The organism is Ideonella alba (assembly GCF_018069845.1).
In the GTDB taxonomy this organism is placed as follows: domain Bacteria; phylum Pseudomonadota; class Gammaproteobacteria; order Burkholderiales; family Burkholderiaceae_C; genus Ideonella; species Ideonella alba.
In genome coordinates this window covers 430,657-455,443 of record NZ_JAGQDD010000001.1, presented here as the reverse complement: position 1 = coordinate 455,443, position 24,787 = coordinate 430,657, and the positions used below count along the sequence as shown (strand labels likewise).

Annotated in this window: 19 protein-coding genes and 1 riboswitch; of the genes, 8 read left to right on the top strand and 11 right to left on the bottom strand. The window is 71.1% G+C overall.

The features are described 5' to 3' along the window. Positions 1 to 15: 15 nt before the first annotated feature. The 3 genes from KAK03_RS01890 to KAK03_RS01880 form a co-directional block, all read right to left on the bottom strand. Entirely contained in the window at positions 16 to 1,950 is a 1,935-nt protein-coding gene (locus tag KAK03_RS01890; protein WP_210851476.1) for a hypothetical protein, read from the bottom strand. Positions 1,951 to 2,164: 214 nt separating this feature from the next. Next, positions 2,165 to 3,139, bottom strand: coding sequence for an AEC family transporter (locus tag KAK03_RS01885; RefSeq protein ID WP_210851475.1), 975 nt, complete (start codon positions 3,137 to 3,139; stop codon positions 2,165 to 2,167). Further along, on the bottom strand, positions 3,136 to 5,715 hold the full coding sequence (locus KAK03_RS01880; protein ID WP_210851474.1) for a DNA topoisomerase III: 2,580 nt from the start codon (positions 5,713 to 5,715) through the stop codon (positions 3,136 to 3,138). The genes KAK03_RS01885 and KAK03_RS01880 overlap by 4 nt, the downstream gene beginning before the upstream one ends. Before the next feature lie 109 nt (positions 5,716 to 5,824). Here KAK03_RS01880 and KAK03_RS01875 point away from each other — a divergent pair, with 109 nt between their 5' ends. The 3 genes from KAK03_RS01875 to KAK03_RS01865 are packed head-to-tail and all read left to right on the top strand — an operon-like array spanning position 5,825 to position 7,742. Next, positions 5,825 to 6,325 carry an SET domain-containing protein gene (locus KAK03_RS01875; RefSeq protein ID WP_210851473.1) on the top strand — a complete coding sequence of 167 codons (501 nt, stop codon included), beginning with the start codon at positions 5,825 to 5,827 and terminating at the stop codon, positions 6,323 to 6,325. 12 nt (positions 6,326 to 6,337) lie between these two features. After that, entirely contained in the window at positions 6,338 to 7,108 is a 771-nt protein-coding gene (locus KAK03_RS01870) for a biotin--[acetyl-CoA-carboxylase] ligase (protein WP_210851472.1), read from the top strand. A gap of 1 nt (position 7,109) precedes the next feature. Continuing rightward, positions 7,110 to 7,742 carry a hypothetical protein gene (locus KAK03_RS01865; protein ID WP_210851471.1) on the top strand — a complete coding sequence of 211 codons (633 nt, stop codon included), beginning with the start codon at positions 7,110 to 7,112 and terminating at the stop codon, positions 7,740 to 7,742. A 7-nt stretch (positions 7,743 to 7,749) separates the two neighbouring features. Here KAK03_RS01865 and KAK03_RS01860 read toward each other — a convergent pair whose 3' ends face one another. The 5 genes from KAK03_RS01860 to tkt form a co-directional block, all read right to left on the bottom strand. Next, positions 7,750 to 9,597, bottom strand: coding sequence for a S8 family serine peptidase (locus KAK03_RS01860; RefSeq protein WP_210851470.1), 1,848 nt, complete (start codon positions 9,595 to 9,597; stop codon positions 7,750 to 7,752). A 62-nt stretch (positions 9,598 to 9,659) separates the two neighbouring features. After that, a complete protein-coding gene (locus KAK03_RS01855) occupies positions 9,660 to 11,885 on the bottom strand; it encodes a S8 family peptidase (RefSeq protein ID WP_210851469.1) in 2,226 nt (741 codons plus the stop codon). 122 nt (positions 11,886 to 12,007) lie between these two features. After that, positions 12,008 to 13,009, bottom strand: coding sequence for a type I glyceraldehyde-3-phosphate dehydrogenase (gene gap, locus KAK03_RS01850; RefSeq protein WP_210851468.1), 1,002 nt, complete (start codon positions 13,007 to 13,009; stop codon positions 12,008 to 12,010). Then, positions 13,006 to 14,016 (bottom strand): hypothetical protein, encoded by a 1,011-nt coding sequence (locus tag KAK03_RS01845; protein WP_210851467.1) that lies wholly within the window; start codon positions 14,014 to 14,016, stop codon positions 13,006 to 13,008. Before KAK03_RS01845 ends, gap begins: the two co-directional genes overlap by 4 nt. Continuing rightward, positions 14,013 to 16,061 carry a transketolase gene (tkt, locus tag KAK03_RS01840; protein ID WP_247660863.1) on the bottom strand — a complete coding sequence of 683 codons (2,049 nt, stop codon included), beginning with the start codon at positions 16,059 to 16,061 and terminating at the stop codon, positions 14,013 to 14,015. The genes KAK03_RS01845 and tkt overlap by 4 nt, the downstream gene beginning before the upstream one ends. A 63-nt stretch (positions 16,062 to 16,124) precedes the next feature. On the opposite strand from tkt, the gene speD reads away from it, so the two are divergent. After that, complete coding sequence (speD, locus tag KAK03_RS01835) at positions 16,125 to 16,496, top strand: adenosylmethionine decarboxylase (RefSeq protein ID WP_210851466.1); 372 nt, start codon at positions 16,125 to 16,127, stop codon at positions 16,494 to 16,496. A gap of 88 nt (positions 16,497 to 16,584) precedes the next feature. After that, on the top strand, positions 16,585 to 17,160 hold the full coding sequence (locus KAK03_RS01830) for a hemerythrin domain-containing protein (RefSeq protein WP_210851465.1): 576 nt from the start codon (positions 16,585 to 16,587) through the stop codon (positions 17,158 to 17,160). On the opposite strand, the gene KAK03_RS01825 is transcribed toward KAK03_RS01830, so the two are convergent. Then, positions 17,126 to 17,674, bottom strand: a complete 549-nt coding sequence (locus tag KAK03_RS01825) for a hypothetical protein (protein ID WP_210851464.1) — start codon at positions 17,672 to 17,674, stop codon at positions 17,126 to 17,128. The genes KAK03_RS01830 and KAK03_RS01825 overlap by 35 nt on opposite strands. Before the next feature lie 149 nt (positions 17,675 to 17,823). Between KAK03_RS01825 and KAK03_RS01820 the strand changes: the two genes are divergently transcribed. Both KAK03_RS01820 and KAK03_RS01815 read left to right on the top strand, forming a co-directional pair. Then, on the top strand, positions 17,824 to 18,645 hold the full coding sequence (locus tag KAK03_RS01820; protein ID WP_210851463.1) for a hypothetical protein: 822 nt from the start codon (positions 17,824 to 17,826) through the stop codon (positions 18,643 to 18,645). 49 nt (positions 18,646 to 18,694) lie between these two features. Next, complete coding sequence (locus KAK03_RS01815; RefSeq protein WP_210851462.1) at positions 18,695 to 19,753, top strand: homocysteine S-methyltransferase family protein; 1,059 nt, start codon at positions 18,695 to 18,697, stop codon at positions 19,751 to 19,753. A gap of 176 nt (positions 19,754 to 19,929) precedes the next feature. Here the strand turns inward: KAK03_RS01815 and KAK03_RS01810 are convergent, their stop codons facing one another. Further along, positions 19,930 to 20,556 (bottom strand): Crp/Fnr family transcriptional regulator, encoded by a 627-nt coding sequence (locus KAK03_RS01810; RefSeq protein WP_210851461.1) that lies wholly within the window; start codon positions 20,554 to 20,556, stop codon positions 19,930 to 19,932. A gap of 76 nt (positions 20,557 to 20,632) precedes the next feature. Next, positions 20,633 to 20,717, top strand: a riboswitch (S-adenosyl-L-homocysteine riboswitch). 39 nt (positions 20,718 to 20,756) lie between these two features. Here KAK03_RS01810 and metH point away from each other — a divergent pair. Continuing rightward, entirely contained in the window at positions 20,757 to 23,492 is a 2,736-nt protein-coding gene (gene metH, locus KAK03_RS01805) for a methionine synthase (protein ID WP_210851460.1), read from the top strand. Here metH and KAK03_RS01800 read toward each other — a convergent pair. Beyond that, the gene (locus tag KAK03_RS01800) at positions 23,405 to 24,685 is read right to left on the bottom strand and encodes a capsule polysaccharide biogenesis protein (RefSeq protein ID WP_210851459.1); all 1,281 of its coding nucleotides are present in this window, start codon (positions 24,683 to 24,685) and stop codon (positions 23,405 to 23,407) included. The two genes, metH and KAK03_RS01800, sit on opposite strands and share 88 nt — an antisense overlap. Positions 24,686 to 24,787: the final 102 nt, after the last annotated feature.

Below are 24,787 nucleotides of genomic sequence, written 5' to 3'. Positions count from 1 at the left end.
CGGCGCTGGCGCCGCTCAGAGCACGTAGGTGGCCACCCGGCGCCAGTGGCTCTCGGCGCGGGCCAGATCGCCCAGGCGCAGCGTGGCCTGGGCCAGGCAGATTTCGGCCTCGGTGGTGAGCTGGGCGCGCAGGCGCAGCGCGGTCTCGGGCTGCAGGCCCGGCGTCTGCAGTGCGCGCTGGCGCCACAGTGCGGCCTGGTCGGCGTCGCCCAGTTCGGCCCACAGCAGCGACAGCCGCCCCAGGCCCTCGGCCCGGGCAGCGCCCTGGCTGGCAGCCTCGCCACGCGTGGCCAGGCGCGTGGCCAGCCGGCGGGCATCGTCGACCAGTGCGCCACCGGGCAGCTCCACCGCCTCACGCAGCAGATCGGCCTGCTCGGCGATCGAGGGCACGCGCTCGAAGGCCTGCCGCCAGGCCGTCACCAACCGCTCAGGGGCTTCACCGGCCAGCTGGCTGACGCGCACCTGCATGGCCAGCAGGCGCGCCTGGGTGGCCGGCTCGAGCGTCTGCGGCTGCAGCGCCGCCAGCGCCGCCACGCGGGTGCGCAGCCGGCTGAAGTGACCTCTGACCGCCTCGTGCTCGGCGCGGGCCAGCAGCACCTGGGCCTCGGCGACGATCCAGGCTTCGGTCAGGCGGTGGCGCGGCCCCTGCTCGGCCACCGCCTTGACGGCAGCGCCGGTCTGGCGGATGAGCCCGGCGATGACGTCATCGGACACCGCCGGTGCGCGCGCCATCACCGGCACCACCTGGGCCAGCAGGCTGGCGCGCTCGATCGGGTCAACCATGCTGCGCAGGCCGTCGCTCACGCGCGTCAGCAGCGGCTGCACGGTGGTCAGGCCGTGGTCGAGCAGGCCCCAGGCATGCACCAGCAGGCGGGCGCGCCGCAGTTGCTCGGTCAGGCGGGGTTCGACGCTGGTGCGCCATGGCTCCAGCGACTGCAGCAGTTCCTCGGCGCGGCCCATCTGGCCGGATTCGGCCAGCGCCACAGCCAGGTCGGCGCGCAGGCCCGGCAGCAGATCGACCGGCCAGGTCACGCCCGCGCCCAGCGGCGGCAGGCCATCGAGCCGCCCGAAGGAGGTGGCCAGCAGTTGCTCGGGGGACTGCGGTGGCACATCGGGCCCCGCGCGCAATGAGTCGGCTGGCTCAACCGTCCAGATCGGTGGCGCCGGGCGCCGTCCGGCGCCGGGCGCCTGCTCGCCCCGGTCCACATGGGCCAGCAGGCGCTCGATCTGCTCGCCGGGGGGAACGCCGGCGATGCCGGCACTGGCGGTGGCCACCGGCACCGACTCCAGCGTGCCGCCGCGGGGCATGAACCAGCCGGCGACAAAGGCCGCGCCCACCAGCATCACGCCGCCCGCCAGCTTCGCCGGACGCTGCCAGGCTGGCAGGGCCCGGCCAGGGCTCTTCAGCCCATGGCGGCTCTCCATCTGCTGGCGGATTTCCAGGCGCAGGCGCTCTTCCATCGCGGCCTCGGCCCGCCGGCGCGACTGCTGCTGCTCGGCAGCCACGCGCAGCGCCACGCGGGCCTGCTCCTGCTTGCGCAGCTTGCGGCGCATCAGCAGTTCGGGCGAGACCTTGTCGATGTAGACGCCGCAGTGCGCGCACTGGCGGTGCGGCCCGGGCACCATGATCTCGCCGCAGGCGGGGCACTCGACGCGGCCGTCGACGTCGGACTCCGGCTTGGGCGCCAGTTGCAGCACCGGGGTGATCTCGACCAGCAGACCGGCGCGCTCCAGCAGGTTGGCCCGCTCGGCACGCTCGCGCGAGATGTTGCGGCCCAGCACCACACTGGAGGCGGACTGCAGCGCCTCGGCCAGCGACTGCACCTTGGCCGGCGGCAGCCGGGCCAGGTCGATCAGGCGCTGCTGCAGTCCCTCAAGGGGGCAGTCGGGCGCACGACGCGCTCGCACGTCAAAGCGCGGCTCGCCGACTTCCTGGGGGGTGGCTTCCAACGACTCACTCCTGGGCTCTTCTTCGGGGGCTGCGTCCGGGGACGCACCGCGTATCGACCGTGACACGATGCAACGGTTGTCGCAACCCGTAGGTTAAACCCAGAAACCGCCGCTGCGCACCCCGGAAATCCAGCGATGGCCCAGCGGCGGCGCACGAGGCCGCCGCGAAGTGACGCCGGTCACGCCACCCGGCCAGCGGTGTGGCGGGCGCGAGTCACCCCAGGCGCGACAGCGCCCACAGCCAGACCGGCACGGTGAGCGCAAAACCCAGCGTGGAGATCACGTCGACGGCGGTGGTCTCGGCCTCCAGCGCCCGGTAGCGCTGCGAGAACATCATCGCGTTGGAGCCGGTGGGCAGCGCCGCCGCCACCACCAGCACCTGCAGCGGCAGCCCGCTCAGGCCGAACACCCCGGCCGCCACCGCCCACACCAGCAGCGGCTGCAGCAGCAGCTTGAGCAGGGTCACCGACAGCGCGCCGCCCAGTGAGCGCGGCAGGCCCAGGTAGGCCAGCGACATGCCGATCAGCGTCAGGCACAGCGGCACCATCGCCGAGCCCAGCAGGATCAGCACCTCGTCCAGTGGCCCGGGCAGCGGCCAGCCGGTGGCGTTCCACAGCAGCCCGGCCACCACCGGCAGCACCACCGGGTGGATCAGCGCATTGCGCAGCGTGCTGGCCAGCACCGGACCCAGGCCGCTGTCGGGCGCCGCATGGGCGCGCGCCAGGTCCAGCTCGACCAGCGTGGTGCACACCAGCAGCAGCACCAGCGCGTGCACGCTGATCACCGTCAGCAGCAGGCCCAGGCCGGTCTCGCCGAAGACGCCCGAGACCACCGGCACGCCGATCTGCAGCGTGTTGCCGAAGGTGGCGCTGATCGCCCGCACCGAGGGCGCCGCCACCGGCAGGCCGCGGCGCGCCTGCCACAGCCGCTGCCAGGCGTAGACGCCCAGCATCATCGCCACCACCGGCACGAAGTAGGCGGCCAGCATCGCCCAGGGCAGCTGCGCCAGGTCCAGCCGCGCGGTGGTGCGAAACAGCAGCGCCGGCGCGAACAGGAAGAAGGCCGCGTTGGCCAGCACCCGCGCCGGCTCGGCACGCTCGTCGCCCAGCCAGCGCATGCGGCCGACCACCCAGCCGAAGCCGGCGATCAGGCCGATCGCCGCCAGCTTGGCAAAGAGAACCGCGCTCACTCGCTGGCGGTGGCCTTCTTGGCGGCGGCCTTCTTGGCCGGCACCTTGGCGGCGCGCGGCTCGAACTCGAAGATCACCTTGCCTTCCTTCTTGTCATAGGTGAGGAAGGCCTTGAACTTGCGCCGCGTCTTGTTCGAGACGAAGTTCTCCAGCAGGTCGGTCTTGCCGGTGGTCAGCAGCTTGTGCACCTGGGCGTGGTCGATCGGCTGGGTCAGGATGATCTGGCCGGTCTTGAAGTCGCAGGTGACGTGCGCGCCCACGGCGTGCTCGCAGACGTAGTTGCTGCCGTGCTCGTAGACATGGCCGGCGCACTTGGGGCAGGCGCCCAGGCTGGGCTGGCCGCTGAAGTCCACCGGCTCGCCGTCGTCCTTGGCCTTGTCGTCGTCGCCGAAGTCGAACTCCAGCTTCCAGTTGCCGATCTCGTCGTCGAAGACCAGCTGCAGCTCGGCCGTGAAGGGCCAACCCGCCTTGGAGCGGAAGCCCTCCAGCGGGCCGATGCGCTTGTCGGTCAGGAAGCGCTCGACCTCGGGCAGCTCGAAGCTGCGGCCGGCCGGGATCTTGGTCATCGAGAAGCCGCAGCCCTCGCTGGCGCCATCGGCGCCGGTGCAGGTGAAGCGCCGGTAGTTCTCCTTGACCACGCCGCCGCAGTGCGGACAGGGCGCCTGCAGCGTGGCGTAGTCGCCGGGGATGGTGTCGCGGTCGTACTCCTTGGCCTTCTTGACGATGCGCTCGGCCATCTTGGCGATCTCGCCCATGAAGCGCTCGCGCGACAGGCGGCCATGCTCCATCTCGGCCAGCTGGTGCTCCCAGTTGCCGGTCAACTCGGGCTTGGTCAGGTCTTCCACGCCCAGGCCGCGCAGCAGCGTCATCAGCTGGAAGGCCTTGGCGGTGGGCATCAGGTCGCGGCCCTCGCGCAGCATGTACTTCTCGGTGATCAGGCCTTCGATGATGGCGGCGCGGGTGGCTGGCGTGCCCAGGCCCTTCTCCTGCATCGCGGCCTTGAGCTCCTCGTCGTCGATCAGCTTGCCGGCGCCTTCCATCGCGCTCAGCAGCGTGGCCTCGGTGTAGCGCGCCGGCGGCTTGGTGCGCAGCGCGTTCAGCGCCACCTCGTCGGTGGCCACGGTCTCGCCCGGCTTGACTGGCACCAGCGTGGCGTCCTCGTCCTGGGCCTCCTTGCCGTAGACCGCCAGCCAGCCCGGGTTGGTCAGCACCTTGCCGTTGGTGATGAAGCGGTGCTGCCTGACCGCGGTGGTGCGGGTGGTCACCTGGTACTCGGCCGGCGGGTAGAACACCGCCAGGAAGCGCTTGACCACCAGGTCGTAGAGCTTGGCCTCGATCTCGGTCAGGCTCTTGGGCGCCTGCAGCGTGGGGATGATGGCGAAGTGGTCCGACACCTTGGCGTTATCGAACACCCGCTTGGTGGGCTTGACGTAGCCCTCGTTCAGGCCCTTGCGGGCGTGCTGGCTGAGGCTGCGCAGCGGGCCGGGCAGTTCCTCGTCGGCCAGCATCTCGAAGGTCTGCTTGACCACGCCCAGGTAGTCCTCGGGCAGCGCGCGCGAGTCCGTCCGCGGGTAGGTCAGCACCTTGTGCTTCTCATACAGCGCCTGGGCGATGGAGAGCGTGGTCTTGGCCGAGAAGCCGAAGCGGCTGTTGGCCTCGCGCTGCAGCGTGGTCAGGTCATACAGCAGCGGGCTGGACTGGCTGCTGGGCTTGCTCTCCTCGGTGACCGTGCCGCTCTGGCCGGTCACATCCGCCACGATGGCCTGCGCCTCGGCCAGCGTCCACAGGCGGTCCTGGCGGCGGTCGGGGTCATCGTTCTTCTTGAACGCGGGGTCGAACCACTTGCCGTCGTACTGGCCCGCGGCCGCACCGAAGGTGGCCTTGATTTCCCAGTAGTCGCGCGGCACGTGCTTGCGGATCTTCTCCTCGCGCTCCACCACGATCGACAGCGTGGGCGTCTGCACCCGGCCCACGGTGGTCAGGAAGAAGCCGCCATCGCGCGAGTTGAACGCGGTCATCGCCCGCGTGCCGTTGATGCCCACCAGCCAGTCGGCTTCGCTGCGGCTGCGTGCGGCATCGGCCAGGCCTAGCATCTGCTCGTCGCTGCGCAGCTGCGCAAAGCCGTCGCGGATCGCCTGCGGCGTCATGCTCTGCAGCCACAGGCGGCGCACCGGCTTGTTCAGCGGCGTCTTGCCGGTGTCGGCGTACTGCACGATCAGGCGGAAGATCAGCTCCCCCTCGCGCCCCGCGTCACAGGCGTTGATCAGCTCGGTCACGTCCTTGCGCTTGACCAGCTTGACCACGGCGTTCAGCCGCGCCTTGCCCTTGTCGATCGGCGCCAGGTCGAAGTGCGGCGGCACCACCGGCAGGTGGGCGAAGCTCCACTTGCCGCGCTTGACGTCATAGGCCTCGGGGGCCTTGATTTCCACCAGGTGGCCCACCGCGGAGGTGACCACGTAGCGGTCGTTCTCGAAGTGGTCGGCGTGCTTCTCGAACTTGCCCGCCGACGGGGTCAGCGCGCGCACGATGTCCTGGGCCACGCTGGGCTTCTCGGCAATGATCAGTGATTTGCTCATCGGTCTCGGTTCTAGGGCCGCCGCAGGGTGCTGCGGCCGCCTCCATACAATGCGTTCTCTCGCGCGCTCACGCGTACGCACGCGCGCGCCCATGATTTCAATGTACCCAATGAAGAACTCGCCGCAAGAAACGCCCTCATCACCCCGCCGCCGCCTGGGCTCCGGGATCCAGGTGCGCCGCAGCGGCGTGCATGGCAAGGGGGTGTTCGCCACCCGCGACTTCGAGCCCGGCGAGACCGTCATCGAGTACACCGGCGAGCTGATCAGCTGGGACGAGGCGCTGCGCCGCCACCCCCACGACCCCGACCAGCCCGACCACACCTTCTACTTCCAGCTCGAGAGCGGCGACACCATCGACGCGCTCTATGGCGGCAACGCGTCGCGCTGGATCAACCACGCCTGCGACCCCAACTGCGAGGCCGAGGAAACCGACGGCCGGGTCTTCATCAAGACCCTGCGCGCCATCCGCGCCGGCGAGGAGCTGAACTACATCTACGGCCTGACGCTGGACGAGCGCTACACGCCGGCGCTGAAAAAGCGCTTCGAATGCCGCTGCGGCTCGCCCCAATGCACCGGCACGATGCTGGTGCCCAAGCGCCGGCGGCGCTGAGCGCCTGACGCGATGCAGGACTGGCGCATTGGTGAGCTGCGCACGGCCCTGGCCACCCACTGGCCGGGCCTGGTGGCCGAGGCCCTGCCCGAGATCGGCTCGACCAGCACCGAGCTGCTGCAGCGCGCCCGCGAGGCCGGCGCCGCCTTCGCGCCCTGCCTGCTGGTGGCCGAGCGCCAGACCGCCGGCCGCGGCCGCCTGGGCCGGCAGTGGCAGTCGGGCGTGGGCGATGCGCTGACCTTCTCGCTGGCGGTGCCGCTGGCGCGCGCCAACTGGTCGGGCCTGTCGCTGGCGGTGGGCGTGGCGCTGGCCGAGGCCGTCGACCCCGCCAACGCCTGGCTGCGCCTGAAGTGGCCCAACGACCTGTGGCTGGCCGACGGCCGCAAGCTCGGCGGCATCCTGGTCGAGGGCCTGCCGCTGCCGCAGGGCCCGCGGGTGGCGGTGGTGGGCGTAGGGCTGAACCTGCGCGCGCCGGCGGACTCGTCGCTGCCCGCGGCCGGCCTGACCGACTTCGAACCCGGGCTGGACGCCCCGGCGCTGCTGGCCCGCGTGGCCCCGGCGCTGGCCGCCGCACTGCGCCGCTTCGACACCGAGGGCTTCAGCGGCTTTGCCGCGGCCTTTGCCACCCGCGACGTGCTGGCCGGCCGCCCGGTCCGCACCACCGACCCCGCGCTGCCCGCCGGCCTGGCCGACGGCGTGGACAGCGACGGCGCACTGCGCCTGCGCTGCGACGGCCGCCTGCAGCGTGTCGTCAGCGGCGAGGTCAGCGTGCGGCCGAACTGAGATGCTGCGTCTGCTGGTCATCCTGCTGCTGCTGGCCAACCTGGCCTGGTGGGCCCTGCACTGGCCGCCGCTGGCCGAGCCGCTGGGCCTGGGCAGCGAGCAGCGCGAGCCGCAGCGCCAGGCGCGCCAGGTCCACCCGGAGCGGGTGGAGTTGCTGCCGCCCTCGCGCGCGGCCTCGGCCGCCAGCGGCGCCACCGACGTGATGGCCTGCCTGGAAGCCGGTCCGCTGGACGACGCCGCCTTCGCCCAGGCGCGCCAGGGCATGGCACTGGCCGGCATCGGGTCCGAGGCCTGGGTGGAGCTGCGCCGCGAGCTGCCCGGCAGCTGGGGCCTGTACATGGGCCGCTTCGCCGACGCCGAGCAGCAGAAACGCAAGATCGAAGAGTTGCAGCGCATCAACGTGCCCAGCGAGCCGGCACCCGGCGCACTGGCGCCGGGCCTGCTGCTGGGCCGCTACACCGATCTGCAGCAGGCCGAGGCGGCGCTGCAGCGGCTGCAGACGCGCGGCGTGCGCACCGCCCGCGTGCAAGTGCTGCAGGCGCCCACGGTGGAGCACCGGCTGCGCATCGAGCGCGTGTCGGCCGCGGCGCGTGCGCGCCTGCCGGCCGCGCCGGTCTGGCGCGACTGCCGCTGAACCCGCTTCAGCGCCGCCGCCCCAGGGCCAGCGCCGCGCCCAGCAGGCCCAGCGCCGACCAGGGCGAGCTGCCGCCACCACCGCCGCCCGCCGGGCTGCCGGTGCCGGTGCCGCTGTCGCCGCCGGTGGACGCGGTGGGTTCGCGGTCGGGGCCCATGGCCACGGCCTCGCGCAGCTCGGCGGTGTCCAGCCATTCGGTGGGCCAGTTCGGCGCCTGCCAGCTGCTGCCCGCGGCCTGCGCCTGGGCCCAGGCCAGGGCCTGGTCGGCGTCCAGGATGCCGGCGCCGCAGTTGGTGGTGCTGCACAGGCAGCGCCCGGGGTTGTCGACGCTGCAGGCGCCGATCAGCGTGGAGCGCACATGCGGCCGGGCGCTGCGGCCCAGGCCGTCGACCAGCTGCGCGGCACTCAGCCGCGGGTCGGCCGCCAGCATCATCGCCAGCGTGGCCGAGACCAGCGGCGCCGCAAAGCTGCTGCCGTAGTGCGCGCCCCAGCCGGGGTTGGCGGCGTGGTCCAGGCCCTCGTTGGTCGGGCCCAGCAGGCCCGGATCGGCCAGCAGCGCGCCCCACAGGCCCTGGTTGTCGTCGCCGCCCACGGTGGCAATCGCCAGCGCGCTGCCGAAGTTGGAGTAGCTGGCCTTGAAGCCGTCGCGGTTCAGTGCGGCCACGCCCACCACTTGGCGGCAGTTGGCCGGCCGGGCCGGGGCGGCATGGGCATTGCCAGCCGGGGCCACCACCAGCACGCCGCGCGCCCACAGCTCGTCGATCGCTGCCTGGTACTCCGAGCCGCAGTCGAGCTGCCCGCCGAAGCTCAGGTTGATCAGCTTGGCCGGGTAGGGGTTGGTGGGCGCCCACTCAGCGCAACCCGAGCCTGGATCCTGCGGATCGGCCCAGCGCTGGCAGACCGCCAGACCGGCTGCCCAGCGCAGGCCGTCGACGATGTCGCGCAGGCTGGCGCCACACTGGCCCGACACCCGCACCGGCAGCAGGCGCAGCCCGTCGTAGGCACCGGCGCCGCCGCTGGCGTCGCGGGTGTGGCCGGCCAGCAGGCCCGCCACCGCGGTGCCGTGCCAGCTGCTGGCGCTGCTGCTGCAGCCGGCGTAGCGGGTGGGGTCGGCGCTGCGCTCGCTGTCGGTGACGGCGTCGCCGGGGTCGGTGGGGTCGCTGTCACGGCCGTCGCCGTCGGCGGCCAGGCCGCGGCCCACGCCGCTGTCCCAGTCGCTGACCATGTCGAAGCCGGGCAGCACCCGGTGGGGGTCGATGTCCGGGTGGGCGGTGAGGCCGGTGTCGAGCACCGCCACCACCGGGCCGCTGCCGGCGCCCAGGCGCGCCCAGGCGGTCTGGAAACCCGGGACGCCGCGGCGGCGCTCGGACGCCGCGTTGGCATTGGCGCCACCGGCCGGGTGCAGCCACCACTGCTCGCTGTACAGCGGGTCATCGGGCAGGGCCTGCAGCCGGCTCTCGCGGCGGTCGGGCTCGACCCAGGCCAGCCCGGGCTGGGCAGCCAGCGCGGACTGCCAGCGGCGCGCCTCGGTGGCGCTCAGGCGGTGGCCCGGCACCAGCCGCCACGAGGCGCGGCCCACCGGCTCCAGGCGCCAGCCGGTCTCGCCGTCCAGGCCGCTGCCGCTGAGCACCGCCTGCCATTGCCGTCGCTGCGCCAGGCGCAGCACCTGGCTGCGCGCCAGCGCGCTGGCCTGGCGGCGGTCCTGGGGCGGACTCAGCTCGGTGTGCGCCGGCGCGTCGCGCAGGCGCAGGATGAAGGCCTCCGGCGCGGCGGCGGGGGCGGCTGTGGCGGCCAGCGGCAAGCCGCAGGCGACGGCGCCCAGCCAGGGGCGCAGGCGTGAAACAAGGTCAGGCATGCCGGGCATCCGGTCAGTGGGTCTGACCGGATATCGGCGCCCGCCCGGCGCGTCTGAAGCGCTTATCGCCGCCGGCGCAGCGCCAGCCCGGCCAGGCCCAGGCCCAGCCCGAAGGGCCAGGAGCTGCCCCCACCGCCGCCGCCCGAGCTGGCGGCCTGGGCGCTGATCTGCAGCGACTGCTCGACACTGGACGACAGGCCCTGGTTGTCGGTGACCGTCAGGCGCAGCGTGACCGTGCCCGCGGCGCTGGTGGTGAGCGTGGCGGTGGCGCCGGTGGTGCTGCCGCTGAAGGCCGCCCGCGTGCCGCCGTCCACGATCTCCCACTGGTAGCTGGCGATGCTGCGGCCGCTGTCCACGGTGCTGCCGGCGGCGCTGAGCGCCACGCTGTCGCCCACGGTGGGCGCGCTGGGCGAGGCCGAGATCGCCGCCTGCAGGCTGGACGAGGCCACCGGCAGCGCCAGCGTGGTGCTGCCGCTGTGGCCCTGGTCGTCGGTGATGGTCAGGCTGACGGTGACGGTGCCGGCGCCGCTGGTGTCCAGCGTGGCGCTGGCCGCGTTGGTGGCGCTGACGAAGCTGGCCAGCGTGCCGCCGCCGGTGATCGACCAGGCGTAGGAGGCAATGCTGCGCCCGCTGCCCACGCTGGAGCCGCTGCTGGAGAGCGTCACCCGTGCCCCGGCCACCGCGCTGCTGGGCGAGGCGCTGATCACTGCCGCCACGTCACTGACCGCCGCCGCCACCGCCGCGGCGCTGTCGAGCATGCCGGCGCCGCAGGTGCTGGTGGTGCAGTAGCACTCGCTGTCCTGCGGCGTGCCGTTGGGGGCGTGGCAGACGCCACTGTTGGCGTCACCACCGGTGGTGGGGAAGGGCCGCGCGGTGGCGCGCAGCAGGGTGCGGATGCGCGAGCCAGTCAGCGAGGCGTTGGCCGATTTCATCAGCGCCGCGGTGCCGGCCACGATCGGCGCCGAGAAGCTGGTGCCGACCGAGTAGTTGAAGGCATCGGTGTAGATCGAGCTGCCGGGCGTGGTGGCGCCGTCGTTGGCGGTGGTGACGATCGGGTACAGGCAGGCGCCGCTCTCGTTGACGCAATTGCCCGCCGGCGCGCTGATCGCCACCTGCGGCCCCAGGCTGGAGTAGCCCACCTTGGTGCCCACATGGCGCAGGCCGCCCACCGCGACCACGCCGGTGCAGTTGGCGGGCGCGCCCACCGCGTCGCCCTCGTTGCCGGCCGCCACCACCACGGTCACGCCCAGCGCCAGCACCTCGTTGATCGCGCGCTGGTAGGCGGTACCGCAGGCGCCGCTGCCGCCCAGGCTGAGGTTGATCACCTGCGCCGGATTCGGGTTGACCGGCGCGCCGGTGACCGTCAGGCCGGCCGCCCAGCGGATGCCGTCGATGATGTCCGAGTCGTAGCCGCCGCACTTGCCCAGCACCCGCACCGGCAGGATCTGCGCGCTGCCCGCCACGCCCGCCACGCCCAGCGCGTTGTTCGTGCCGGCGCCGACGATGCCCGAGACCTGGGTGCCATGCCAGCTGCTGTCGCCCAGGCAGCTGCTGTCGAACAGGCTGGGGTGGTTGTTGACGTCGGTCTGGCTGACCCAGTCGCCGGGGTCGGTGGCATCGGCATTGCGGCAGGAGCCGTTGCCGGTCAGGCAGCCGCCGCTGTCGGGCGAGATCATGTTGTAGCCGGGTAGGAAGCGGCCGGCCAGGTCCGGGTGCTCGCTGCGCACGCCGGTGTCGAGCACCGCCACCACCACGCCGCTGCCGCGGCTGGTGTCCCAGGCCCGGGTGGTGCGGGTGGCCGAGACCAGCGTGCTGTCATAGGGCCGCAGCCACCACTGGCCGGCCGGCGGCATCGGGCTGGCCTGGCCGCTGGCGAAGAAGGGGTCGTTGGGCACGAAGGCGGCGCGGCGGCGGCGGTCGGGCACCGCCCATTCCACCTGCGGGTCCTGGGCCAGCCGCTCGGCCAGCGCCTGCGAGCTCAGGCCGCTGGCCTGCACCAGCTGCTGGCGCAGGCCCATCGGCCGGCCATCCTGCAGCCGCAGGCCCAGGCGCGCGCCCAGCGTGCCGGCATGCTGCGCCTGGACCTGGCCACGCGCAGCGGCAGCACGCACGACGCTGCTGTCCTCGCGGTAGCGCACGATCACCCGGGCCTGCTCGCTGCCGGCCTGCTCACTGCGGGCCGCCGTGGTGGCGGTGGCGCGCAGCGGCCCCTGTTCGGCCGCGCCGGCCGCGGTGCTCAGCGCCAGCAGCCCGGCCAGCAGAAAGGTCCGTCCCTTGATCATCGCCATGTGCTTCTCCTCGCCCGCGAGTCTAGGGCGCAGGACATTGCCGGGATGTTGCCGTGTGCAAGGCCGCACTCAGCCATGAAAAAAGCCCGCCGAAGCGGGCTTTCCTGCGTGCGCCAGGCCGATCAGCCGGCGATGACGCGTGCCATCTCCAGGCACTTGTTCGAGTAGCCCCACTCGTTGTCGTACCAGGCCACGACCTTGACGAAGGTCTTGTCCAGCGCAATGCCGGCCTCGGCGTCGAACACCGAGGTGCAGGACTCGCCGCGGAAGTCGGTGGCCACCACCTTGTCCTCGGTGTAGCCCAGCACGCCCTTCATGGCGCCCTCAGAGGCGGCCTTCATCGCGGCGCAGATGTCGGCGTACGAGGCTTCCTGGTTCAGCTCCACCGTCAGGTCCACCACCGACACGTCGCTGGTGGGCACGCGGAACGCCATGCCGGTGAGCTTCTTGTTCAGCTCGGGGATCACCACGCCCACCGCCTTGGCCGCGCCAGTGCTGCTGGGGATGATGTTCTCCAGAATGCCGCGGCCGCCGCGCCAGTCCTTGTTGCTCGGGCCGTCCACGGTCTTTTGCGTGGCGGTGGCAGCGTGCACCGTGGTCATCAGGCCGCGCTTGATGCCGAAGCTGTCGTTGAGCACCTTGGCCACCGGGGCCAGGCAGTTGGTGGTGCAGCTGGCGTTGGAGATGATGGCCTGACCGGCGTAGGTCTTGTCGTTGACGCCGTAGACGAACATCGGGGTGTCGTCCTTGGACGGGGCCGACATGATCACCTTCTTGGCACCGGCCTTCAGGTGGGCCTCGGCGGTTTCCTTGGTCAGGAACAGGCCGGTGGATTCGATGACGATGTCGGCGCCCACGTCACCCCAGGCCAGTTCGGCCGGGTTCTTCACCGCGGTCAGGCGGATCTTCTGGCCGTTGACCACGAGGTTGTTGCCGTCCACCGAGACCTCGCCCTTGAAGCGGCCATGCACGCTGTCGTACTTCAGCATGTAGGCCAGGTAGTCGGGCTCGAGCAGGTCGTTGATGCCGACGATCTGCACGTCCTTGGCGAAGTTCTGGATGGCGGCGCGGAACACCATGCGGCCGATGCGGCCGAAGCCGTTGATACCAATCTTGATGGTCATGTCGATTCCTTGGGAGTGAGATTGATCTTGAGACAGGGAACGGTGAAGGTCACGGCGTCGCCATAGATGCGGTCCAGGTCCTTGGCCGACAGCTTGAACTGCCAGCTCTCGAGCCAAGCCATGAATTCTCGGCGGGAAGCCTGGGCATTGCCAAGCTGTGCCACGGCATTCTTGCGATCGGGCTGCTGGTACCTCAGACGCAGGTCAAACGGGCAGCCCAGCGTGGTGGTGTCGATGTTGACCGTCTGGCGCTCGATGCCATTGACCAGGGACAGCAGGTCAACGAAGCGCAGGCCAGGCTTGAAACCGTAAGCAGAGTCCTCGAGGATGAAGACGTACCAGCTATGGACCTCGATCGGCGGGCCCTCGTGGCAGGGCATACGCAAGCCCTGGGCCCAGTCGTCCACCTCGGCCATCAGGGCCTTGTGGGCAGGCCGGCCGAGCATCTGCACGCGCGGCGGCTGGTCCGGTGCGGTGAACTGCATCTGCGCCCGGACACGGCCCTGGATCCCTCTGAGCCGCAGCAGTTCCGGGTAGTCGGGCTTCTCGACACCGGACACATGCTTGATGCAGGCCGCGAGCTGCTCCCACTTGGCGCGGGCCGGGTCCTGGATCTCCAGCCGGACCGGCTCGCGACGGTCTGGCTGGAACACGAACTCGAACAGCAAGCGCGCCGGCGTGGCGCCAGCCGGCAGGCAGGGCAGGCGAAACACCTGGACGTGCTCACGCACGGCGTCCACGAACTCCGTCCCGCCTTCCTTCTCCAGCACCTCGACCTGAGGCCGGCTGGTGGGCGAATCGAAGTTCAAGGCCACCTTCACCCGTCCCGGCTGGCCGGTCTTGAAGGCGTAGAAGGGGTACTCGGGGTCGCCGCGCACGGCACCGGCCGGCGTGAGGCACTGCTGGTAGGGCGACGGCACCGTCGTCCGGTCCTGCGCCCGGACATGCAGCGGCGCCAGCAGGCCGATCACGGCCCCCAGCACCCAGCCTGCCCAGGCACGTCTCACTTGGCCAGCACCTTGCGCACCGTCTGCACCAGGTTCTCGACCGAGAAGCCGAACATCGGGAACAGCACATTGGCCGGGGCCGATTCGCCGTAGCGGTCGATGCCGATCACGGCGTCGCAGCCGTACTTCCACCAGAAGTCGGTGACGCCGGCCTCGATGGCAATGCGCGGCAGCTTGGGCGGCAGCACTTCCTTCTTGTAGTTGCGGTCCTGGCGGTCGAAGACGGTGGTCGAGGGCATCGACACCACGCGCACCGCGATCTTCAGGTCGGCCAGCGCGGCCTGGGCATGCAGCGCCAGCTGCACCTCGGAGCCGGTGGCGATGATCACCGCCTGCGGCTTGCGCTTGCGGCCCACTTCGGTGGGCTCGGCCAGCACGTAGGCGCCGCGGGTGATCAGGTCGGCGTCGGTCTTGGGCGCGTAGGGCAGGTTCTGGCGGCTCAGCAGCAGCGCGCTGGGGCGGTTCTTGTTGGCCAGCGCCATGGTCCAGGCCACCGCGGTCTCGGTGGTGTCGGCGGGGCGCCAGACGTCCAGGCCCGGGATCAGGCGCAGGCTGGCGGCGTGCTCGACGCTCTGGTGCGTCGGGCCGTCCTCGCCCAGGCCGATCGAGTCGTGGGTGAAGACGTGGATCACGCGGCGCTTCATCAGCGCGGCCATGCGGATGGCGTTGCGGCTGTAGTCGCTGAAGGTCAGGAAGGTGCCGCCGTAGGGGATGAAGCCACCATGCAGCGCGATGCCGTTCATGATGGCGGCCATGCCGAACTCGCGCACGCCGTAGTTGATGTGGCGGCCACCCACACCGGCCTCGTTCTTGACCACCGCGCCCGCGGCATCAAAGCGCAGGTTGGGCGTGCTCTTGGTGTTGGTGAGGTTGGAGCCGGTCAGGTCGGCCGACCCGCCCAGCAGTTCGGGCAGCCGGGCGGTGAAGGTCTCCAGCGCGATCTGGCTGGCCTTGCGGCTGGCCACGGTCTCGGCCTTCTCGTGGGCACTGGCCACTGCCTCGACGGCGACCTCGGCGAAGTTGGCAGGCAGCTCGCCGGTCATGCGGCGCAGGAACTCGGCGGCCAGGTCCGGGTGCGCCACCGCATAGGCGGTGAAGCGCTTCTCCCACTCGGCCTGGGCCACGGCGCCGCGGTCGGTGGCGTCCCAGGCGGCCTTGATCTCGGCCGGGATGACGAAGGGCTCGGCGGTCCAGCCGATGGCTTCGCGGGTGAGCCGGATCTCTTCGGCGCCCAGCGGCTCGCCGTGCGCCTTGGCGGTGTTGGCGCGGTTGGGCGAGCCCTTGCCGATGCTGGTCTTGCAGACGATCAGCGTGGGCTTGTCAGCGCTGCCCTGGGCCTGGGCGATCGCGGCGTCCACCGCGTCCACGTCATGGCCGTCGACCGGGCCGATGACGTTCCAGCCGCAGGCCTTGAAGCGGGCCGGCGTGTCGTCAATGAACCACGGGGCCACCTGGCCGTCGATCGAGATGCCGTTGTCGTCGTACAGCGCGACCAGCTTGTTCAGCTTCCAGGCGCCGGCCAGCGCGATCGCCTCGTGGCTGATGCCTTCCATCAGGCAGCCGTCACCCATGAAGACATAGGTGCGGTGGTCGACGATGGTGTGGCCGTCGCGGTTGAACTCGGAGGCCAGCAGCTTCTCGGCCAGCGCCATGCCCACCGCGTTGGTGATGCCCTGGCCCAGCGGGCCGGTGGTGGTCTCCACCCCGGGGGTGACGTCCACCTCGGGGTGGCCGGGGGTCAGGCTGTGCAGCTGACGGAAGGCCTTGAGCTGCTCGATCGGCAGCGCATAGCCCGTGAGGTGCAGCAGCGCGTAGATCAGCATCGAGCCATGGCCGTTGGACAGCACGAAGCGGTCGCGGTCGGCCCACTGCGGCTGGGCCGGGTTGTGCTTCAGGTGCCGGGTCCACAGCGCCTGGGCCATCTCGGCCATGCCCATGGGCGCGCCGGGGTGGCCGGAATTGGCCTGCTGCACGGCGTCCATCGCCAGGGCACGGATGGCCTGGGCCATCAGCGGGTGATCGTTGCGGGGGGAGGTGGCGGGCATGGCGCGTCCGAGGGGGATGGGGAGGGTGAACCCGGCATTTTATCGGCCCCGATAATCGGCCCGATGCAAGGCCTGCACCTGACCGCCGACCTGCGTGGCTGTGACCCCGCCGCGCCGCTGATGCACGACCCGGCGGCCCTGCGCACGCTGTGCCTGGGCGCGGTGCGGCAGGCTGGTCTGCAGCCGGTGGGCGAGCTGTTCCACCGTTTCCCGCCGCCGCCCGATGGCGGCGTGCCCGGCATCACCGGCGTGGTGCTGCTGGCCGAGTCGCACCTGGCGGTGCACACCTGGCCCGAGCTGGGTGCGGTGACGCTGGACGCCTATGTGTGCAACCTGGGCGACGACAACAGCGCCAAGGCCGCGGTGCTGATCGACGCGCTGCAGGCCGCGTTCGGGCCGACCCAGGTGCAGCGCCAGTCGCTGCACCGCGGGTAGGCCTGAACAGCCCTCAGTCTTGACCTGACTCAAGGGCCCATCGGCCCGGTGCTGTCAATCTCCGGCCATCACCGCTGGAGAGACGACCGTGAAGCCCCTGTCGCTGACGATCATGAAGGACGAGCACCAGGCCCTGGCCGCGATGCTGAAGTCATTGCCGCTGCTGATGGCCCAGGCCCGCCGCGACGGCCGCCCGCCCGATTTCGAACTGGTGCGGGCGATGCTGTTCTACATCGACGAATTCCCCGAGCGCCTGCACCACACCAAGGAAAGCGAGCTGCTGTTCCCGAAGCTGCGCCAGCGCGTGCCGGCCCTGGCCGACACACTGGACAAGCTCGACCGCGACCACGCCCATGGCGAGCGCGGCGTGCGCGATCTGGAACACCTGCTGCTGGCCTACGAGGTGATGGGCGAACCGCGCCGCGCCGCCTTCGAGCAGGCGCTGGACCGCTACATCGACAACTACCTGCGCCACATGGCCCTGGAGGAGAGCGAGGTGCTGCCCGCCGCGGTCGAGCACCTCAGCGCCGAGGACTGGGCGCAGCTCGACGCGGCCTTCGCCGCCAACAAGGACCCGCTGACCGGCCATGAGCCGGAAGACGGCTACCGGCCGCTGTTCCAGCAGATCCTCAATCGCGCGCCGGCGCCGATCGGTCTCGGCTAGGGCCCGGCGGCGCGAAGGCCGCCAGCCAGGCGCCCTCCAGGCGCGCACGCTGACCGCCGTCCAGCCGTTCGCGGGCGGCCTGCCAGCGTTGCTGCAGCAGCGCCAGCGCCTGCGCCCAGGCCTGGGCATCGCCCGCCTGCATCTGCAGCTCGCGCCCCAGGTCCAGCCCCAGGCTGGGTGGCGGTGCGGGCGGATGGGTCATCTGCTGCAGGCGCTGGGCCGACAGGCGCTGCACGGTGTCCAGTGCCTGCACGAAGTCCTGCACCACGGCCACCTGGTCGGGTCGCGAGGTCAGCGCGCCCTGTTCCAGCGTCACGCGCTGGAACCACAGCCGCCAGGGGTCGGGCGGCAGCAGGTCGTCCAGGCTGCGTTCGGGGCGGGCCGGACCACGTGCGCCGGGCGGGCCGTCACCGGGCCCGCGGCCCGGCCCCATGCCGCCCATCGGCTGCGCACTGGCAACCACCGCAACCAGCAGGCCGCAGGTGGCGAGAAGAGTCTTCCACGCTGTTGTCATCCCGCCAGTCTGGGGCGCGCGCCTGTCGCTCGCGTCGACGGCGTGTGAAGTGGCGTAAAGCCGACACCCTCCCTCGTTTGACCGATAGCCCCGCCCCGGCCCGGGCGGATACGCTGCTGGCCTGCGCTGCTGAAATCCAAGGAGCCTGGATGACCCGCCCAGTTCTTCGCGCCATGACCGCCCTGGCCGGCGTCCTGCTGACCCTGCTGAGCGTGGGCGCCCACGCCAGCACCTACCGCTGCAGTGCCGACGGCCTGACGGTCAGCTACGAGGAAACCGGCACGCCGCCCACGGTGCGCAGCCTGAGCGTGCAGCCCACGGGCGGCCTGGCGGTGGTCTACGACGAGAGCACGATCACCGAAGCCGCAGTCCCGATGGGCCGGCTGCTGACGGTACGCGAGGCCGGCTCCAAGCGGCATGACAGCCTGCTGATCCCGCGCGCCAATTTCACCGACAACGCGGCCTACCCGTTCTATGGCTGGTGGTTCGTCACCAGCACCAACAAGGCCTCGCAGACACCGCTGGTGGAGAACGCCAAGGGCCGGCGCCTGGACTGCCAGGCGGCCGCAGTGGGCCTGTTCAAGTTGGGCGGCACCGTCACTGCGGGCACGCCCTGGGGCGGCGCCTCGCTGACCAACAATGGCACCGACAAGCTCAACCTCACGGCCGACGGCGCGTTCGCCTTCGCGCCGCGATACCCGCAGGGCTCGTCCTACAACGTGGCCGTCACGCCGGGTCCGAACGCCCAGTGCAACGTCAGCAACGGCAGCGGCGTCGTCAATGGCGACGTCGGCAACATCGGCGTCAGCTGCGAGTGTGTCGCCGGCTTTGCCGGTTGCAACACGTCCATGTGCGCGTTCAATCTGATGTCCGATCCGAACAACTGCGGCCGCTGTGCTTTCTCCTGCGGGCCCAACCACGCCTGCATCGCTGGCACCTGCGTCGGCACGCTGCAGCGGCTGCTGCAGTGATTCGCCCGGGCGCGGGCGCGGCGCGGTCGGGTTTCCTACAATCAGGGCCATGACCCGCCCTGACCCCGCCTACACCCGCGGCGCCGCCCTGCCGGCGCTGCTTGCGCAACGCATCGTCATCATCGACGGGGCGATGGGCACGATGATCCAGCGCTACAAGCTGGGCGAGGCCGACTTCCGCCATGCCGCGCTGGCCGATCATCCGAAGGACCTGAAGGGCGACAACGACCTGCTGGTGCTGACGCGCCCGGATGTGATCCGCGAGATCCACGAGCAGTACCTGGCCGCCGGTGCCGACATCATCGAGACCAACACCTTCGGCGCCACCTCCATTGCCCAGGAAGACTACGGCCTGGGCCACCTGGCACGCGAGATGAACATCGCCGCCGCCCGCGTGGCGCGCGAAGCGGCCGATCGCTACAGCACCCCGGATCACCCGCGCCTCGTGGCCGGCGCACTGGGCCCCACGCCGCGCACCGCCAGCATCAGCCCCGACGTGAACGACCCCGGCGCGCGCAACATCAGCTTCGACCAACTGCGCGACAGCTACCGCGAACAGGCCGAAGGTCTGCTGGAGGGCGGCTGCGACCTGTTCCTGGTCGAGACCATCTTCGACACGCTCAACGCCAAGGCCGCGATCTTCGCGCTCGATGAGCTGATGGAGGCCACCGGCGAGCGCCTGCCGGTGATCATCTCCGGCACCGTCACCGACGCCTCCGGCCGCATCCTCAGCGGCCAGACGGTGGGCGCCTTCTGGCACTCGGTGCGCCATGCGCGGCCGCTGGCGATCGGCCTGAACTGCGCACTGGGCGCCACGCTGATGCGGCCCTACATCGAGGAGCTGGGCCGGGTGGCGGGCGACACGTTCGTCAGCTGCTACCCCAACGCCGGCCTGCCCAACCCGATGAGCGACACCGGCTTCGACGAGACGCCCGAGGTCACCGGCGGCCTGATGGAGGAGTTCGCCAAGGCGGGCTTTCTGAACATCGTGGGCGGCTGCTGCGGCACCACGCCGGCACACATCGCCGCCATTGCCCAGCGCGTGGGCCGCTACCAGCCGCGCGCGCTGGCCAGCCGGCCGTTCAGCCGGCTGGTGGCGGAGGCTTGAGCGCCTGCGCGGCTTAGGCCGCGCTGGCGCTCAGGCTTCGGCCTTTCACACGGCTCCCCTGAGCCCCCTCCGGGAAGGGCCTCCAGTTCGTTGGACTGCTCCCTCCAGCCTCCCTCCAGGAGGGAGGCTCTGGTCAGTTCGACCATGGGCCCCCTGGCCGGTGGCCTGCGCCATGCCTAGGATGCGTCAGCGCCGCGCTGGGCCGTGCGCCGCGCGGCGCCGTCCATCACCTGCTGCAATTGCCGCTGGGACTGCTCCAGTTCGGCCTGCATCGCGCCCAGCAGCTGGTGGTAGACACGCTGCTGGCGCGTCAGGTCGCGCAGGCGCTGGGCCATGCGCTGGCCCACGCCGGCCAGCAGCTTGGCGGCCACCTCGGGCTCGGCGCGCATCATGCGCTGCAGCGCGTTGCGGCTGAGCCCGGCGCCGATGACCGACGTGGTGGCGGTGCAGGTGGCTGTGCGCGGGCCGCCGTCGAGCAGCGCGGTCTCGCCGATCAGGTGACCCGGCCCGGCCACCGACACCACCACCGGCTGCTCACGACGGGCGACCATGGTCTCCACCGTGACCTCGCCGTCCAGCACCAGCATCATGAAGCCCTCGCCGGCAGCCTCGCCCTCGCGCGTCAGCACCTGGCCTTCGCCACAGCGCAGCAGGCGGGCGTAGGAAACGATGCACTGGGCGTCCAGCGCGCTCAGCCCGGCCAGCGCGTCGGCGCTGCGCAGCAGGTCGGCGGCGAGTTGCGCCCAGACCGGTTCGTCGCTCATCGAGCGGCTGATCAGGGTGGGCGCGGCGGGATCGGTCATGGGCAGTTGCGCAGGGTAGCGCGGAGCGCGCAGCGGTCCAACCGGATCGGCCCGTGCCTCCGTTAAAATTGCCCGCCTCCAAGGAGCGTTGCAGCGGCGCGCCGGGCCCTGATGGGCGCGGCGGCCGTCAGGCTTGGGCCCAACAACCACGCTCGCCCGTCTTTTTCCAGCGGGTGAGCCCGCCTGCCTGCATGACGCCGATGAACGCTGCCTCTTCCCTGCCCCCGATGCGCCTGTCCGGCCTGGAGCCGATTGCCATTGGCGAGGGCTCGCTCTTCGTCAACATCGGCGAGCGCACCAACGTCACCGGCTCGCGGGTGTTCGCCAAGATGATCCTGGCGGGCGAGTACGAGAAGGCCCTGGCCGTGGCGCGCCAGCAGGTGGAGAACGGCGCCCAGGTCATCGACGTCAACATGGACGAGGCCATGCTGGACTCGCAGGCGGCGATGGTGCGCTTCCTGAACCTGATCGGCTCCGAGCCCGAGATCGCCCGCGTGCCCATCATGGTGGACTCGTCCAAGTGGGCGGTCATTGAAGCGGGCCTGAAGTGCCTGCAGGGCAAGGGCATCGTCAACTCGATCAGCCTGAAAGAAGGCGAGGCCGAGTTCAAGCGCCAGGCCACGCTGGTGCGCCGCTACGGCGCGGCCGCGGTGGTGATGGCCTTCGACGAGCAGGGCCAGGCCGACAGCTTCGCGCGCAAGACCGAGATCTGCGCACGCGCCTACCGCATCCTGACCGAGGAGGTGGGCTTCCCGGCCGAGGACATCATCTTCGACCCCAACATCTTCGCCATCGCCACCGGCATTCCCGAGCACGACAACTACGCGGTCGATTTCATCGAGGCCACGCGCTGGATCAAGGCGAACCTGCCGGGCGCCAAGGTCTCGGGCGGCGTGTCCAACGTGAGCTTCAGCTTCCGCGGCAACGAGCCGGTGCGCGAGGCCATCCACACCGTCTTCCTGTACCACGCCATCCAGGCGGGGCTGGACATGGGCATCGTCAACGCCGGCATGGTGGGCGTGTACGACGACCTGGATGCCGACCTGCGCGAGCGCGTCGAGGACGTGGTGCTGAACCGCCGCCCCGACGCCACCGAGCGCCTGCTCGAGGTGGCCGAGCAGGTCAAGGGCGCGGCCAAGGACGACAGCGCGCGCCTGGCCTGGCGCCAGCACGGTGTGAACGAGCGCCTGAGCCATGCGCTGGTGCACGGCATCACCGAGTTCATCGACACCGACACCGAAGAGGCCTGGCAGGCCATCCGCGCCAACGGTGGCCGGCCGCTGCACGTGATCGAAGGCCCGCTGATGGCCGGCATGAACACTGTGGGCGACCTGTTCGGCGCCGGCAAGATGTTCCTGCCGCAGGTGGTCAAGAGCGCGCGCGTGATGAAGCAGGCGGTGGCCCACCTGCTGCCCTACATCGAGGCCGAGAAGCAGGCCGCGCTGGACGCCGGCGCCGACGTGCGCCCCAAGGGCAAGATCGTCATTGCCACCGTCAAGGGCGACGTGCACGACATCGGCAAGAACATCGTCACCGTGGTCCTGCAGTGCAACAACTTCGAGGTCGTCAACATGGGCGTGATGGTGCCCGCGCAGGACATCCTCGAAAAAGCCCGTGCCGAGGGCGCCGACATCATCGGCCTGTCGGGCCTGATCACGCCCAGCCTGGAGGAGATGCAGCATGTGGCGGCCGAGATGCAGCGCGACCCCTGGTTCAGCGCGCGCGGCACGCCGCTGCTGATCGGCGGCGCCACCACCAGCCGGGTGCACACCGCGGTGAAGATCGCGCCGCACTACAGCGGGCCGGTGGTCTATGTGCCCGATGCCTCGCGCGCGGTGGGCGTGTGTGCCGACCTGCTGTCGGAGGAGCGCGGCGCGGCCACCCGGGCGGATCTGCGCGCCGACCAGGACCAGGTGCGCGCGCTGCACGCCGGCAAGAAGAAGGCGCCGCTGCTGCCCTTCGCGCAGGCGCACGCCAACGCAGCGCGGCTGGACTGGTCGCAGCCGCCGGCGCCGCCCAAGTTCATCGGCCGGCGCGAGTTCCGCGCCTACGACCTGGCCGAGATCGCCCAGTGCATCGACTGGACGCCCTTCTTCCAGACCTGGGACCTGGCCGGCCGCTACCCCGCCATCCTGGATGACGCGGTGGTGGGCGATGCCGCGCGCAAGGTCTTCGCCGACGCCCAGGCCATGCTGAAGAAGCTGATCGACGGCCGCTGGCTGCAGGCCCACGGCGTGATCGGCCTGTGCCCGGCCAACACCGTGGACGGCGAGACCATCACGCTGTTCGCCGACGCCGCGCGCCAGCAGCCGGTGCTGCGCTGGCGCCCGCTGCGCCAGCAGGGCGAGCGCCCGGTGGTGGACGGCGTGCGCCGGCCCAACCGCTCGCTGGCCGACTTTGTCGCGCCGCTGGGCGTGCAGCCCGACCACGTGGGCCTGTTCGCGGTGACCGCGGGCATTGGCATCGAGAAGAAGCTGGCCGAGTTCGAGGCCGCGCACGACGACTACTCATCGATCATGCTCAAGGCCCTGGCCGACCGCCTGGCCGAGGCCTTCGCAGAGCGCCTGCACCAGCGCGTGCGCACCGACCTGTGGGGCTACGCGGCCGACGAGCAGCTCAGCAACGAGCAGCTGATCCAGGAGGCCTACCAGGGCATCCGCCCGGCGCCGGGCTACCCGGCCTGCCCGGAGCACGGCATCAAGGCCGACATGTTCGCGCTGCTGCAGGCCGAATCCATCGGCATGGGCCTGACCGAGAGCATGGCGATGACGCCCGCCGCTTCGGTCAGCGGCTTCTACCTGGCGCACCCCGAGGCGCGCTACTTCAACGTGGGGAAGATCGGCGCCGATCAGGCGGCCGACTGGGGCCGCGGCCTGGGGATCGGCGAGGTGGCCTCGAGCCGGCGGCTGAGCGCGGTGCTGGACGACATCGCGTAGGTCGGCAGACCCGGCGTGTCGGCGTAGAAGCTGGCGTTGAGCTGGGTCTCGGTGACCAGGTGGTTGCGGAAGGCCTGGAACAGCGCCGCATCCACCGTGCCCGGGTTCTTCCAGAAGTCGTCGAGTTCGCCGTCGAAGACCAGGTCTTCGACGTCATAGACCGCGTCGCCCAGCGTGATCACCGGCGTGCCGTGGAACAGGGCCTGCAAGCCGGTGGTGCTGTTCACCGTGATCACGCCCAGCGCCTGGCGCAGCAGCGTGGGCAGGTGCTGGTCGTGGATGTAGTGCACGCGGTCGGCCACGCCGAACTCCTTGGCTCGACGGGCGATCGAGTGGGTGTAGTCGGAGTAGGGCCGGTCCAGCGGGTGGTGCTTGAAGACCAGCAGCGTGTCGGCCGGCGCATGCAGCGAGAAGGAGCTGAGCACCTCGTCGATGAAGTCGCCCATCTCGCCGTAGCGCGAGTGCACGACGATCTGGCTGTCGTTCCACACCTGCAGCGGCGCCAGGAAGAAGCGCTTGTGCTGCTCGGGCGCGGCCAGGAAGGCCGAGTCCTTGCGCTCCCGCCAGTGGTGCCAGTGCTTGCGCGCCCAGCCGCGCACCCAGCGCAGGCCCTCGGCGACGGTGTCGATCTCGCGGTGGTGGCGGTAGTGCGGGTAGGTGCGGCGCTCGGCGCGGCAGGCCAGCGCGTAGCGGATGGCGATCTTGGCCACCTGGCCGAAGGTCTGGTGCGTGGGCTGCGGCGCCGGCAGGGTTTCAGGCAGGCGGGCGCGGTAGTAGGCGGCGTCGCGCGGCAGCGTGGAGGCGGCGTTCACACCGCCCTGCTCCAGCGTCACGTAGTCGGGGCGGACATAGCCTTCCTCGAACACGAAGACCGCCATGCCGCGGGCGCGGGCCAGCGGAATGGCCATCGCGTGCAGCGGGCGCGACTGGCCGAACAGCACCAGGGTGTCGGGCTGCAGGTCGTCCAGCAGGTGGGCGAACCACTCGGCGAAGAAGGCGGCCGGCTGGTGGAAGCGCAGCACGTCGGTGCCGCTGTAGAACAGGTCGTCGCCGCCGTTGAAGTTGACCTTCCAGACCTGCTGGCCGTTGCTGCGCAGCGTCTGGGCGAGGCGCGCGAAGAAGTCGCCCATCGGGCCCTGAAGCATCAGGGTGCGTTGGCGCGACAGCAAATGGTCCAGAGAATGCGGAATCATGGCTACTTCAGGGCAAGCCACCGCCACCGGAAACATGCCGGAATCCCTCGCATGCACCAGCATGGTGTCTTTGTGTCCGCAGTGTAAGTGGCCTTTACAACG